We start from the raw sequence: 12,527 nt of genomic DNA, 5'->3' as shown, positions 1-12,527 counted from the left end.
TGGCCCGTTACTGTGCGCGATACTGGGATTGAACCAGTGACCCCTACCGTGTCAAGGTAGTGCTCTCCCGCTGAGCTAATCGCGCCTGGTGAGGCGTTCCTGCAGCGAACCCCGCGAGGTTCGACGTGCGCGATACTGGGATTGAACCAGTGACCCCTACCGTGTCAAGGTAGTGCTCTCCCGCTGAGCTAATCGCGCGGGGAGGCCCCCCGGACGAGCCGGGAGGACCTCTTTGAGGTGGAGACGGGATTTGAACCCGTGTACACGGCTTTGCAGGCCGTTGCCTCGCCTCTCGGCCACTCCACCAGGCAACACATGAAGAACGATCTTACACTGTTCTCCATCGAGCGGACGACGAGATTCGAACTCGCGACCCTCACCTTGGCAAGGTGATGCTCTACCAACTGAGCCACGTCCGCCTGTCTCCCCGGGACCTTCACCGCTTTTCCTCGGCTGCGCTCCCTGGCGACGTGTTGAACTCTAGCGGATTCCCGGGCCAGCTAAAAATCCGTTCCCGCAGCGTGCCGAGGGGATGCCGGCGGAGTGCCGTTCCGTCAGTCCTTCCGGCCGGTCACCGACCACCACCTGCGACGCTCCCGGACGATCATCCGCAGGCCACCCGGCGCACACCGGCGCGACGCACCCAGCTGCTCGTACGCGGGGGCGCGGCGGGCTCGGACCCGGCCCGGGGCACGCCCCCCGACCTACACTTCAAGCACCGCCACCCCCAGCACCACCGCGCAGGAGAACCGTGTCCGGCCACCCCGACCCCCGCACCCCGCTCGCCCGCTTCGGCGGCCGCCTGGCCACCGGACTGCGCGACGTCACCTCGGACCCGGCCGCGCTCGACTCCTCCGGCTACTGGGCCGTCGCCTACGACTTCGAGGGCCGGCTCACCTGCGCCCGCTTCGACGAGGTCCGCCCCGCACCCGCTCCGCCCTCCGGCGCGGGCTGGCACGGCCCGGACGCCGGCAGCTGGCACAGCTCCCTGGACCGCGCCGCCTACACGGCGGGCGTACGCCGCATCCGCGCGCACATAGCCGCCGGCGAGGTCTACCAGGCCAACCTCTGCCGGGTGCTCTCCGCACCGCTGCCCGACCCCGACCGCAGCGACATCGACGCCCTCACCGGCCTCCTCGCCCGCGGCAACCCCGCCCCCTGCGCCGGGACCGTCCGGCTGCCCGACCACGGCGTCGAGATCGCCACCGCCTCCCCGGAGCTCTACCTGCACCGCACCGGGCGCACCGTCTCCTCCGGCCCGATCAAGGGCACCGGCCGCACCGAGGACGACCTCCTCGACAAGGACCACGCCGAGAACGTGATGATCGTCGACCTGGTCCGCAACGACCTCGGCCGGGTCTGCGGGACCGGCACCGTCACCGTCCCCGACCTCTGCGTCGTCGAGAAGCACCCCGGCCTGGTCCACCTGGTCTCCACCGTCGAGGGCACCCTGCGCGACGGCGCCGGCTGGCCCGAACTGCTCGACGCGACCTTCCCGCCCGGCTCGGTCACCGGCGCTCCCAAGTCCAGCGCCCTGCGGATCATCGACGCGCTGGAGACCGCCCCCCGCGGCCCCTACTGCGGCGCGGTCGGCTGGGTCGACGCCGACCGCGGCGAGGGCGAACTCGCCGTCGGCATCCGCACCTTCTGGCTCGACCGGCAGGACCCGCGGGCACCCGTCCTGCGCTTCGGCACCGGCGCCGGCATCACTTGGGGCTCCGACCCCGAACGCGAGTGGGCGGAAACCGAGCTCAAAGCCGCCCGGCTCGTCGCGATAGCGTCGGGCGGCGAGCCCGGCATCGACACCGCCCCCGAGCCGCACCGTGTCTAGGAAGCATGTCTAGGAGCAGCCCTCGATGAACACCCGCACCACGAGCTGGGTCAACGGAACCCTGGTCGACTCCGCCGACGCCGCCGTCTCGGTCCTCGACCACGGGCTGACCACCGGCGACGGCGTCTTCGAGACCATGAAGTCCGTCGACGGCCGGGCCTTCGCGGTCACCCGCCACCTCGACCGGCTCACCCGCTCCGCCCGCGGCCTCGGCCTGCCCGACCCCGACCACGCCGTGGTCCGCGAGGCCTGCGCACAGGTCCTCGCCGCCAACCCGGCCCCGCTCGGCCGCCTGCGCGTCACCTACACCGGCGGCGACGCCCCGCTCAGCTCGGAGCGCGGCACCACCGGCCCCACCCTGGTGGTCGCCTTCAACGCCATCGGCCCCCGCCCGGACGAGACCGCCGTCGCCGTCGTCCCCTGGCGGCGCAACGAGCACAGCGCCGTCGCCGGCCTCAAGACCACCTCGTACGCCGAGAACGTGGTCGCCCTCGCCGCCGCCCACCGCACCGGCGCCTCCGAGGCCCTGTTCGCCAACACCGCGGGCCGGCTCTGCGAGGGCACCGGCTCCAACGTCTTCGTGGTCCTCGGCGGCCGCCTGCTCACCCCGCCCCTCGCCTCCGGCTGCCTGGCCGGGATCACCCGGCAGCTGGTCATCGACTGGTGCGGCGCCGAGGAGGCCGACCTCCCGCTCGGAGCCCTCGAGGAGGCCGAGGAGATCTTCCTGACCTCCACCACCCGCGACGTCCAGGCCGTCACCCGCGTCGACGACCGCCGGCTGCCCGGCACCGGCCCGGTCACCGCCAAGGCCATGGCCGTCTTCGCCGAGCGCAGCGGCGACGACCTCGACCCCTGATCCCGGGCCGGGACGACGACCCGGGGCAGCGCGGATAACCTCCCCGGCGAGGGGAAGGGACCACCACATGACCACCACGCTGCGCCCCGAGGGCCCGGAGACACCCACCACCGCCGGCGGCCGCACCAGACGCTGGCGGATCCTCGCGAATGGCCACCAGGTGGGAGCCCTGCGCACCACCTCCGCCCGCCACGACAGCGAACTCTGGGGTGAGATAGCGGAGTTGGAGATCACGGAGGGCCGCGGCCGGGGCCGCGGCACCTTCGGCGCGCTGGCCGCGGAGGAGGTGCTGCGCGCCTGGGGCTGCACCCGGGTCGACGTCGTCGTCCCCGAGTCGGCCCCGATCGCCCGGGGGCTCGTCGCCGCCCTCGGCTACACCGAGCGGATGCGGAACCTGGGCAAGAGCCTGACCACCGCCCCGCCCCTGCCCCCCGGTGTCACCGCCCGCCCGATCGACGCCGCCGAGTTCCCGGCCTGGATCGACCGGGCCGCGCGGGAGTACGTCCAATCCCTGCGGGACTCCGGCCTCACCGAGGCGCAGGCCCGGGCCAAATCACGCCTGGACCACCGCAACGTCCTCCCGCAGGGGGCCGAGACCCCCGGCGTCGCCCTGCGCCGACTCCACGGCCCGGGCGGCGCCGAGCCGCTCGGCTCGCTCTGGGTGAACCTCCACCTGCGCGACCTGCCGGACGGCACCCCGCTCGCCTGGGTCATGGTGGTCGAGGTGGGCCGGGCCCACCGCGGCCGGGGCCACGGCCGCACCCTGATGCTGCTCGCCGAGCGGGAGTGCCTGGCCGCCGGAGCGCGCGAACTCGGCCTGAACGTCTTCTCCGGCAACGCGGCCGCCCTCCGGCTCTACGCCTCGCTCGGCTACCGGGTCGTCAACCGCTGTTACGGCAAGCAGCTGTGAGCAGTTGACGCAGCATCAGGCCGACGGGGCGCCGGGTGCGTCAGGCGGTCTTCGCCGCCTCGATGGCGGCGACGATCCGCTCGCGCAGCCCGTCCTGGCTCTTCCCGCCGTCCAGCCGCTCGCGGCCGATCACGTACGTCGGCGTCCCGGTGACCCCGATCGCCTTGCCCTCGGCCTGGTCCGAGTCCACGATCAGCATGTGCCGGCCGTCGACCAGCGCGGTGTCGACCTCCTCGGCGTCCACCCCGACCTCCCGGGCCACCTCCAGCAGCACCTGCTGCCCCCGGGCGTCCAGCTCCTCGACCCGGGCCAGCAGCGCCTCCACGAACGGCCACCCCAGCCCCTGGGCGAACGCCTCCTCGGCGGCCTCCGCCGCGGCGTAGGCGTGCTTGTGCTTCTCCAGCGGGAAGTGCCGCAGCTCGACGGGCAGGGCGTCGCCGTACTGCGCGCGCAGCGCCCGTACGTCGTCCAGGGCGGTGCGGCAGTCCGGGCACTGGAGGTCGCACCAGAACTCGAGGCGGGGGAGGGAACCATCGATCATTCCCCCAGTGTTCCACTAGTGGGTGCCCGCCCCCGCCCGGCGGTGCGCCCGAGGGCGGACCGAGAGGGAGGCACCGATGTCAAGGACCACCGGAAGCGAAGGGGCGCACCCGTGCTGACCGCGGCGATCAGTTTCCTCCTCACGGCCGGCGGCGTGGCCGTCGCGGGCCTGCGCGCCCGGCGGCGGCGCCTCCGCTCGGCGACCCGCTGGTTCGCGGTCGCCCTGCTGCCCGCCGGGCTCTACCTGACCGGGCTGTTCCCGCTGGCGAGCACGATCGGCCGGGAGTTCGCCGACTGGGCGGCCAAGCTGGTCTTTGACCCCCGGGTGTGGACGGGCCTGGTGCTGCTCGGCGTCTCCGCCGCGCTGCTGTTCGCCAGCCGCTGGCCGGGCCGGCGCGCCGAGGTGGAGTCCTCCGCGGAGCGTCCGGCCGCGGCCGGAGCGGCCCCGGAGCGCCCGGCGGTGGGCCAGGCTCCCCAGGCGTCGAAGGCTCCGAAGGCGTCCGGCAAGCCGCAGGCGGGCAAGCGGGACGACGGCCTCGGCGACTTCGCCGACATCGAGGAGATCCTCCGCAAGCGCGGCATCTGAACCGGGCGGGAGGTGCGGCGCCGGTCAGGCGGGGGCGACGGCCTCCGCCGACCGCTGCCGCGCCCGGTAGGCGGCGACGTGCAGCCGGTTCCCGCAGGTGCGGCTGTCGCAGTAGCGCCGGGAGCGGTTCCGGGAGAGGTCGACGAAGACCCGCGCGCAGTCCGGCGCCTCGCACCGGCGCAGCCGCTCCCGCTCGCCCGCCATCAGGATGAAGGCCAGCGCCATGCCCAGTTCCGCCGCGAGGTGGGGCCCGAGCGCGGCGTGCGGGGCGAAGTAGTGGATGTGCCAGTCGTGGTGGTCGTGGTTGACCAGCCGGGGCGTCGTCCCGGCGGCCGCGACGATCGCGTTGACCAGCTCGGCGGCCGCCTCGGTGGACTCCGTCCAGAACACCTCGCGCAGCCGGGTGCGCAGCTCCTGCACCTGGCGCAGGTCCTCCTCGGTCAGCGAGTCGATCTCGCTGATCTCCTGGCGGCCCACGAAGGCGTCCAGCGCGGCGACGTCCGGCAGTCGCTCGTCGCCGCACACCTCGGGTGCGGTGTTGAGCAGGTCCACGAGGATGCTCAGCGCGCACTCGGTGTCATGGGTGATCAGCACGTTGGGACTCCTCGCGCAGGGGGACTCCGATACCCCGCGTCCACGGTTACCCCAGACCATACCGGCCCTTGCGGCATAAGGGCGGCGGGTTCGTTCGAAGGCCTGTACGGATTCCGGTGGAGTGTCCCGGTCTGGGCGCGGCAGGGGCGTCGACGCCCCTGCCGCGCCCCTCGCCCCGCGGCCCGGGAGGAGCCCGCCGCGGCCCCCGGAAACGACGGTGGCGCCCGGCAGCAGGAGCCGGCCACCCGTACGGATGGCCGGCTCCGGTGCCGGGCGCCTGCGGTGCTGTGGCCCCGCTCCGGTGGGAGCGGGCCGTTCACCGGCCCCGAGACCGCGTGGTGCGCGGCTGAGTCCGCAGCCGTGCCCCCGAGTAGGACGGCTGCGATGACGGCAGGAAGTACGGCCCCGTCGACAGCGGGGCTGGACCACCTCCGGTCGGGGTCAGCTTTCGGCGAGGATGTGGGACAGCTCCCGGTCGAGGTCGAAGTGACGGTGTTCGGTGCCGGGGGGCACCGCGGCGTCCGTCCGCTTGAGGAACGACTCAAGCGCCCGGGCCGGGGCCTCCAGCAGGGCTTCTCCTTCCGGAGAACTCAGGGCGATGCAGACCACCCCTTGCCCGTGGCTGCGCGACGGCCACACCCGGACGTCGCCGGTACCGGTGGGTCGGTGCAGCCCCTCCGCGAGGAGATCTCGGGCGAACACCCACTCCACGGTCTCGTCGGCGCCCGTGTGGAACGTGGCGTGCACGGCGTAGGGGTCGGCGGTGTCGTAGCGCAGGCCCGCGGGGACGGGCAGTGATGACTCGCTGGACACGATGAGGCGCAGGTGCAGCTCGCAGCTGACCGTGGTGTTCATAAGCGCCATGGCCTTTCGCTCAGTGTGCGCTCGGGGAATCGCACGTCGGCGAACGGACCATCCCACCCCCAAGACCGATGTAAACCCCTCTGTCCCGATTCGGGCGCGAGTCGTACCCCTTACGGCGCATTGCGGAATCGCCCCGGAGTACCCGCCCGGGGCATTACCGGTGGTTCTTCTCGGGGGGATTCCGGATCGGCGTGCACGCGGCCCGTCGGAGTGGTGGGCGGGCCGGGAACAGGGGAGCGGGTGGTGCGGCCGGGTCCGACGACTCGTGCGCGCGGGCGGGAGGGGACGGGACGGACGGGGAGGGGCGGGACGGGCGGCGGGGAGGCCCCGACCCCCAGGGGCCGGGGCGGGGCCGCCCACGGGCGGGGTGTTCGGAGCACCCTCCGGGATGCGGTAATGTTTTCCCTGCACCCGGGCGATTAGCTCAGCGGGAGAGCACTTCGTTCACACCGAAGGGGTCACTGGTTCGATCCCAGTATCGCCCACCGGAATGCATTGTGATATGTGAGGCCCAGTCGATTATCGGCTGGGCCTCACATGTATTTCCGGAATCCATCCGAAGAAGCGGTGCCGAATCCGGCTGAGGGCCAGTCATCTTCCGTGCGGAGCGCGAGTTCTGTGGATGCGTCGGCCGTACCCCGGAAGAGCGAGTTGTACGACCGCCCCCGAATGGTGCTACAGTTCTTCTCGTTGCCCGGGCGATTAGCTCAGCGGGAGAGCACTTCGTTCACACCGAAGGGGTCACTGGTTCGATCCCAGTATCGCCCACCGGACAGCACGCAGGCCCTGACCAGGAAACCGGTCGGGGCCTGCGGCGCGTTCCGGACCGGTCACGCCGCCGCCCGGCACCCGTGCTCCGGCTCCAGCCGACGACCGCAGCCGCACCGGGCCGGCCGCAGCGGCCAGGACAGGTCCACCCGCTCCGGCGTTCCCGAGCGGTCGAACCAGGCCTGCAGCCCCCGGGCCTGCGCCGCGTGCCAGACCGCCTGCCGCAGGTGCAGCTCCGCCGCCGTGAGTCCGCCGAGCGCCGCCGGATAGCGGGCGCCTATTCGCCGGATCAACGACAGGGCCGCCGTCGCGTCCGCTGCCGCGTCGTGCGCCCCGGCGAGGTCCACCCCGTAGTGGGCACACAGGTCGGTCAGCGTCCGCCGGCCCTTGCGGTAGCGGTCCACGTGCTTGTCCAGCACCCGCGGATCCAGCACCACCAGCCCCGCCCCGTCCAGCCCGGTGCTCAGCGGCAGGCCGTGGTGGCGCCGCAACTCCCGGTCCAGCAGGGTCAGGTCGTAGGGGGCGTTCATCACCACCACCGGGCGGCCGGCCCGCGCCTGGGCCGCCAGCGCGCGGGTGACCTCGGCCACCACCGTGCGGGCCGGGCGGCCGTACGTCCGGGCCTGTTCGTCGGTGATGCCGTGCACCGCCCGGGCCCCGTCCGGGATCGGCACGCCCGGATCGGCGAGCCAGGTGGTGGTCTGCGCCGGTGCGCCCGGGGTGAGTTGGACGACCAGGGCGGCGGAGACGATGCGGTCGGACTCCACGTCCACGCCGGTCGTCTCGGTGTCGAAGGAAGCGAGTGGGCCGGTGTACCAGTGCTGCTGCATGACTGCCCCTCAGGCGTGCGTTCCGCGCCCTGGTGATACCCGGTTCTGACGGTCGCTCAACCCGTTTGGCCCAGCCCTGACCGGGGATCCTGCCCAAGGAAGCGCCGTCCGGCGAGCGGGCGAGTATCGGACGGGCCCGGAGCCGGGGGAGGCCACGGGGCGATGGCACTGACACAGCCGCAGCCCGACGGAGCGGCGACCACACTCAGGGGGAACCTCGCGGTCACCGCCTGCATGGAGACGCTGCAGGTCGGCTACCTGCACGCGGTCGCCGCGGCGGCCGGCTGCTCGCTCTCCCAGCCGTTCCCGGACAACGGCATCGACTGGCAGGTCAGCCACGGCTCCCGGGAGCACGACGTGGACGACGAGGTCACCATCAAGATCCAGCTCAAGGCGACCCAGCAGATCGCGCCCGGTCCGGCCGGGCCGTACTTCAGCTTCACCCTGGACAACGACCACCTGCGCAAGCTCGCCCGGGCCCGGGTCGCCGTCCCGCGGATCCTGGTCGTGATGCTGCTGCCGCGCCGGGTCGACCACTGGCTCCGGGCCCGCCCGGACGCCCTCGAACTGCGGCACTGCTGTTACTGGGTCAACCTGGCCGGCCACCCCGTCACCGGGAAGCGGCGCACCAACGTCCGGGTGCCCACCGACAAGGTCTTCGACGACCGCGCGCTCTGCGACATCATGGCCCGGGTCGGCGCGGGCGGCAGCCCGTGACGGCCCGGCCCCGGCAGCGAGGAAGCACGCCCATGACCCTGCCGCACGGACCGGAGGACCGAGCCCGGGCCCTGCCCGACCCGGCCACCGTCGACCCCGCGGTGCTCGCCACCCTGCTCGCCCGGCACGGCTGGGTCCGGCGTGGCGGCCCCGCCGCCCGGTACGGCCGCTGGACCCCGCCGGACGGCGAACCCGGCACCAGCCTCCTCGTCCCCACCGCCGACGGCTTCGACGACGCCGTCGAACTCCTCACCGACGCCGTCACCGCGCTCTCCCGCTCCCGCACCCCCTCCGCCCGCTCGATCCTCCTCGCCCTCGTCGTCCCCGGCGACGAACTCAACTGGCGCCGTGAACTGCCCGGCCCGGCCGACGCCACCCCCTGGGACGACGCCGAACGGCTCCAGCGGGCCGCGCGCTCGATGCTCGCCGCCGGGGCCAAGGCCGGCCGGACCACCGCCGGCTACTTCGGCGCCCGGCTGGACGGCCTCGCCGGGGAGTTCCTGGACCGCGTCCTCCTGGTCGAACAGGGCGCCGTCGACCAGGGCGCCGCCCTCACCGCGTACACCCCCGCCCCCGAGGGCCGCACCGCCGTGACCACCCTGGTCCGCGCCCTGGAGGCGCTGCGCGACGCGGTCGACTACCGCCGGGTCAGCGGCGGGCCCGAGGCCTTCGAGAACGCCGTCGGCTCCGGGGTCAGCCGGGAACTCGTCCGGTCCGTCGAGGACCTGGTCCGCGGCGCCACCGCCGCCCGGCTCACCGTCGCCTGGTCGCCCGCCGCCGGGACCCCGGGGGGTTTCGGCGACCGCCGGATCGAGCTCGACTTCTCCCCTGGGGACCTGCCCGCCCTCGCCGAGGCCGCCGAACTGCTGGAGCGGATCGAGCCCGCCGTCGACGTCACCGTGGTCGGCGTGGTCGTCCGCCTCAAGCGCGCCGACCCGGCCGGCCCGGGTTCGGTCCGGCTCCGGGTGCTCGGCGGCGCCGAGGTCCGCGAACTGAAGGTCAGGCTGCCCGACCCCGACTATCGGCTCGCCGCCGAGGCCCACCTCACCGGCGTCCCGGTCCGGGTCTCCGGCCGCCTGGAGCGGCGCGACGGCTTCCGCCGACTGACCCGGCCGCACGGCCTGGAGCTGTGCGATTGGGGGGAGGGCGACCGCGACCGGCTGCTCAAGGGGCTCCAGGACGGAGGAGAGCGGTCCTGAGTGCGCGGTGCGGGTGACGCTCTCGGTACCATCGTCACGCGCAGCGCAGTGTTGCGTCCTCTGAATCCAGCACGTCAGGAGAGACCGGTGACGGACGTCCGGGTAATCATCAACCGCGAACCCGATCGGGAAGAGCGCGTGGTGACCACGGGCACTACGGCCGCCGAGCTCTTCGCCGACGACCGCTCGATCATCGCCGCCCGCGTCGGCGGCCAGCTCAAGGACCTCGCGTACGCCGTCCAGGACGGCGACGAGGTCGAGCCGGTCGCGATCGGCAGCAAGGACGGCCTCGACATCCTGCGCCACTCCACCGCGCACGTCATGGCCCAGGCCGTGCAGCAGCTCTACCCCGAGGCCAAGCTCGGCATCGGCCCGCCGGTAAAGGACGGCTTCTACTACGACTTCGACGTCGAGAAGCCCTTCCACCCCGATGACCTCAAGGCCATCGAGAAGAAGATGCAGGAGATCATCAAGCGCGGGCAGAAGTTCTCCCGCCGCGTGGTCACCGACGAGTCCGCCCGCGAGGAGCTGGCCGCCGAGCCGTACAAGCTGGAGCTGATCGGCCTCAAGGGCTCCGCCGCCACCGCCGGCGAGGGCGCCGACGTCGAGGTCGGCACCGGCGAGCTCACCATCTACGACAACCTGGACGCCAAGACCGGCGAGCAGTGCTGGGGCGACCTCTGCCGCGGCCCGCACCTGCCCAGCACCCGGCACATTCCGGCGTTCAAGCTGATGCGCAACGCGTCGGCCTACTGGCGCGGCAGCGAGAAGAACCCGCAGTTGCAGCGCATCTACGGGACCGCCTGGCCGACCAAGGACGAGCTCAAGGCCCACCTGGACTTCCTGGTCGAGGCCGAGAAGCGCGACCACCGCAAGCTCGGCAACGAGCTCGACCTCTTCTCCATCCCCGAGGAGATCGGCTCCGGCCTCGCCGTCTTCCACCCCAAGGGCGGCATCATCCGCCGCGCGATGGAGGACTACTCGCGCAAGCGGCACGAGGAAGAGGGCTACGAGTTCGTCTACACCCCGCACGCCACCAAGGGGAAGCTCTTCGAGAAGAGCGGCCACCTGGACTGGTACGCGGACGGTATGTACCCGCCCATGCAGCTCGACGAGGGCGTGGACTACTACCTCAAGCCGATGAACTGCCCGATGCACAACCTGATCTTCGACGCGCGCGGCCGCTCGTACCGTGAACTGCCGCTGCGCCTCTTCGAGTTCGGGACGGTGTACCGCTACGAGAAGTCCGGTGTGGTGCACGGCCTGACCCGGGCCCGCGGCTTCACCCAGGACGACGCCCACATCTACTGCACCCGCGAGCAGATGGCGGAGGAGCTCGACTCCACGCTGACCTTCGTGCTCAACCTCCTGCGTGACTACGGTCTGACCGACTTCTACCTGGAGCTGTCGACCAAGGACCCGGTGAAGTACGTCGGTTCCGACGAGACCTGGGAGGAGGCCACCCGCGTCCTGGCGAGCGTGGCCGAGAAGCAGGGTCTGCCGCTGGTTCCGGACCCGGGCGGCGCGGCGTTCTACGGGCCGAAGATCTCGGTGCAGGCGAAGGATGCCATCGGCCGTACCTGGCAGATGTCGACCATCCAGCTCGACTTCAACCTGCCGGAGCGCTTCGACCTGGAGTACACCGCTGCGGACGGCTCGCGTCAGCGGCCGGTCATGATCCACCGCGCGCTGTTCGGTTCGATCGAGCGGTTCTTCGCGGTGCTGCTGGAGCACTACGCCGGCGCCATGCCGCCGTGGCTGGCCCCGGTCACCGTCACCGGCATCCCGATCACCGACGAGCACGTGCCGTACCTGCTGGAGGTCGCGGCCGAGCTCAAGAAGCACGGGATCCGGGTCGAGGTGGACACCTCGGACGACCGCATGCAGAAGAAGATCCGCAACGCCCAGCGCTCCAAGGTCCCGTTCATGCTCATCGCCGGCAACGACGACGTCGAGGCGGGGGCGGTGTCCTTCCGCTACCGCAACGGCGAGCAGAAGAACGGCGTGCCGGTCGCGGACGCCGTGGCCGAGATCGTGGACGCGGTGAAGAACCGCATCCAGGTGTGACGCCGTAGTCGGACCGTTGACGCGCGGGGCAGGCTCTTCAAGAGTCTGCCCCGCGCGGCTTTGCAAGCACCTTCGGGCGAATATGCTGATCAGCATGACGACTGAGCCGGAACTGCAGCGGGGTGTCGGTGAGCCGGACGGCTTCCGCCGCCTGTGGACCCCCCATCGGATGGCGTACATCCAGGGTGAGAACAAGCCCACCGGCCCGGCTCCGGACGACGGTTGTCCGTTCTGCTCGATCCCGTCGCTGAGCGACGAGGAGGGGCTGGTCATCGCCCGGGGGAGCGCCGTGTTCGCGGTGCTGAACCTCTACCCGTACAACGGCGGGCACCTGATGGTGGTCCCGTACCGGCACGTGGCCGACTACACCGACCTCGACGAGGCGGAGACGGCCGAGCTGGCGGTCTTCACCAAGAAGGCGATGACCGCGCTGCGCGCCGCCTCCGGGGCGCACGGCTTCAACATCGGGATGAACCAGGGTGCGGCGGCCGGGGCCGGGATCGCGGCGCACCTGCACCAGCACGTGGTGCCGCGCTGGGGCGGGGACACCAACTTCATGCCGGTGGTCGGCCACACCAAGGTGCTGCCGCAGCTGCTGGCGGACACCCGCAAGATGCTGGCCGAGGCCTGGCCGCAGGGCTGAGCCGGCCGGACGTGGGGGGGGGGGGGGGGGGGCGCGGCGGGGGGGGGGGGGGGGGCGCGGGGGGCGCGGGGCGGGGGGGGGGGGGGGCGGGGCGGGGGGCGGGCGCCGCCCCCGCCCAGCCC

At 72.6% G+C, this 12,527-nt stretch carries 12 protein-coding genes and 6 tRNA genes; 10 read left to right on the top strand and 8 right to left on the bottom strand.

Annotation, left to right across the window (positions count from 1 at the left end):
* Positions 1-13 precede the first annotated feature (13 nt).
* From ACIQWA_RS23725 to ACIQWA_RS23710, 4 genes are all read right to left on the bottom strand, one after another.
* Positions 14-85 (bottom strand) — tRNA-Val (locus ACIQWA_RS23725).
* Positions 86-126: 41 nt separating this feature from the next.
* Positions 127-198, bottom strand: a tRNA-Val gene (locus tag ACIQWA_RS23720).
* 37 nt (positions 199-235) lie between these two features.
* Positions 236-306 (bottom strand) — tRNA-Cys (locus ACIQWA_RS23715).
* A 40-nt stretch (positions 307-346) separates the two neighbouring features.
* A tRNA-Gly gene (locus ACIQWA_RS23710) sits at positions 347-419 on the bottom strand.
* A 332-nt stretch (positions 420-751) separates the two neighbouring features.
* Here ACIQWA_RS23710 and ACIQWA_RS23705 point away from each other — a divergent pair.
* The 3 genes from ACIQWA_RS23705 to ACIQWA_RS23695 all read left to right on the top strand — a co-directional run bounded on the left by ACIQWA_RS23705 (position 752) and on the right by ACIQWA_RS23695 (position 3,597).
* Positions 752-1,831 (top strand): chorismate-binding protein, encoded by a 1,080-nt coding sequence (locus ACIQWA_RS23705; protein ID WP_402485438.1) that lies wholly within the window; start codon positions 752-754, stop codon positions 1,829-1,831.
* Between the two features lie 25 nt (positions 1,832-1,856).
* Entirely contained in the window at positions 1,857-2,687 is an 831-nt protein-coding gene (locus ACIQWA_RS23700) for an aminodeoxychorismate lyase (RefSeq protein ID WP_360230157.1), read from the top strand.
* A 67-nt stretch (positions 2,688-2,754) separates the two neighbouring features.
* Positions 2,755-3,597 carry a GNAT family N-acetyltransferase gene (locus ACIQWA_RS23695; RefSeq protein WP_402485434.1) on the top strand — a complete coding sequence of 281 codons (843 nt, stop codon included), beginning with the start codon at positions 2,755-2,757 and terminating at the stop codon, positions 3,595-3,597.
* Positions 3,598-3,637: 40 nt separating this feature from the next.
* On the opposite strand, the gene ACIQWA_RS23690 is transcribed toward ACIQWA_RS23695, so the two are convergent.
* Positions 3,638-4,138: a DsbA family protein gene (locus ACIQWA_RS23690; protein WP_402485431.1), complete on the bottom strand. Its 501-nt coding sequence runs from the start codon at positions 4,136-4,138 to the stop codon at positions 3,638-3,640.
* A 111-nt stretch (positions 4,139-4,249) separates the two neighbouring features.
* Here ACIQWA_RS23690 and ACIQWA_RS23685 point away from each other — a divergent pair, with 111 nt between their 5' ends.
* Positions 4,250-4,723: a hypothetical protein gene (locus tag ACIQWA_RS23685; protein WP_402485428.1), complete on the top strand. Its 474-nt coding sequence runs from the start codon at positions 4,250-4,252 to the stop codon at positions 4,721-4,723.
* Positions 4,724-4,747: 24 nt separating this feature from the next.
* Here the strand turns inward: ACIQWA_RS23685 and ACIQWA_RS23680 are convergent, their stop codons facing one another.
* Together ACIQWA_RS23680 and ACIQWA_RS23675 are read right to left on the bottom strand one after the other, a co-directional pair.
* Positions 4,748-5,317: a CGNR zinc finger domain-containing protein gene (locus ACIQWA_RS23680; protein WP_402485425.1), complete on the bottom strand. Its 570-nt coding sequence runs from the start codon at positions 5,315-5,317 to the stop codon at positions 4,748-4,750.
* A gap of 441 nt (positions 5,318-5,758) precedes the next feature.
* Positions 5,759-6,172, bottom strand: coding sequence for an SsgA family sporulation/cell division regulator (locus tag ACIQWA_RS23675; RefSeq protein WP_030056266.1), 414 nt, complete (start codon positions 6,170-6,172; stop codon positions 5,759-5,761).
* A gap of 422 nt (positions 6,173-6,594) precedes the next feature.
* On the opposite strand from ACIQWA_RS23675, the gene ACIQWA_RS23670 reads away from it, so the two are divergent.
* Positions 6,595-6,666, top strand: a tRNA-Val gene (locus ACIQWA_RS23670).
* A gap of 211 nt (positions 6,667-6,877) precedes the next feature.
* Positions 6,878-6,949 (top strand) — tRNA-Val (locus tag ACIQWA_RS23665).
* Positions 6,950-7,011: 62 nt separating this feature from the next.
* Here ACIQWA_RS23665 and ACIQWA_RS23660 read toward each other — a convergent pair.
* Positions 7,012-7,779 (bottom strand): exonuclease domain-containing protein, encoded by a 768-nt coding sequence (locus ACIQWA_RS23660; protein WP_402485423.1) that lies wholly within the window; start codon positions 7,777-7,779, stop codon positions 7,012-7,014.
* A 162-nt stretch (positions 7,780-7,941) separates the two neighbouring features.
* Between ACIQWA_RS23660 and ACIQWA_RS23655 the strand changes: the two genes are divergently transcribed.
* The 4 genes from ACIQWA_RS23655 (at position 7,942) to ACIQWA_RS23640 (ending at position 12,405) form a co-directional block, all read left to right on the top strand.
* On the top strand, positions 7,942-8,496 hold the full coding sequence (locus tag ACIQWA_RS23655) for a DUF4365 domain-containing protein (protein ID WP_402485420.1): 555 nt from the start codon (positions 7,942-7,944) through the stop codon (positions 8,494-8,496).
* Positions 8,497-8,528: 32 nt separating this feature from the next.
* Positions 8,529-9,695, top strand: coding sequence for a hypothetical protein (locus tag ACIQWA_RS23650; RefSeq protein ID WP_360230143.1), 1,167 nt, complete (start codon positions 8,529-8,531; stop codon positions 9,693-9,695).
* An 87-nt stretch (positions 9,696-9,782) separates the two neighbouring features.
* Positions 9,783-11,762, top strand: coding sequence for a threonine--tRNA ligase (gene thrS / locus ACIQWA_RS23645; protein ID WP_402485416.1), 1,980 nt, complete (start codon positions 9,783-9,785; stop codon positions 11,760-11,762).
* An 82-nt stretch (positions 11,763-11,844) separates the two neighbouring features.
* Entirely contained in the window at positions 11,845-12,405 is a 561-nt protein-coding gene (locus ACIQWA_RS23640) for an HIT family protein (RefSeq protein WP_402485414.1), read from the top strand.
* The last annotated feature ends 122 nt before the right edge of the window (positions 12,406-12,527 follow it).

The sequence above is a fragment of the Kitasatospora sp. NPDC098652 genome (assembly GCF_044760155.1).
Lineage (GTDB): Bacteria > Actinomycetota > Actinomycetes > Streptomycetales > Streptomycetaceae > Kitasatospora.
This window is presented reverse-complemented; position numbering and strand designations above follow the sequence as displayed.

Coding starts and splice junctions, on each gene's coding strand:
- ACIQWA_RS23655 (WP_402485420.1), top strand. CDS start 7,942: ATGGCACTGACACAGCCGCAGCCCGACGGAGCGGCGACCACACTCAGG.
- ACIQWA_RS23675 (WP_030056266.1), bottom strand. CDS start 6,172: ATGAACACCACGGTCAGCTGCGAGCTGCACCTGCGCCTCATCGTGTCC.
- ACIQWA_RS23700 (WP_360230157.1), top strand. CDS start 1,857: ATGAACACCCGCACCACGAGCTGGGTCAACGGAACCCTGGTCGACTCC.
- ACIQWA_RS23650 (WP_360230143.1), top strand. CDS start 8,529: ATGACCCTGCCGCACGGACCGGAGGACCGAGCCCGGGCCCTGCCCGAC.
- ACIQWA_RS23660 (WP_402485423.1), bottom strand. CDS start 7,779: ATGCAGCAGCACTGGTACACCGGCCCACTCGCTTCCTTCGACACCGAG.
- ACIQWA_RS23640 (WP_402485414.1), top strand. CDS start 11,845: ATGCTGATCAGCATGACGACTGAGCCGGAACTGCAGCGGGGTGTCGGT.
- ACIQWA_RS23690 (WP_402485431.1), bottom strand. CDS start 4,138: ATGATCGATGGTTCCCTCCCCCGCCTCGAGTTCTGGTGCGACCTCCAG.
- ACIQWA_RS23695 (WP_402485434.1), top strand. CDS start 2,755: ATGACCACCACGCTGCGCCCCGAGGGCCCGGAGACACCCACCACCGCC.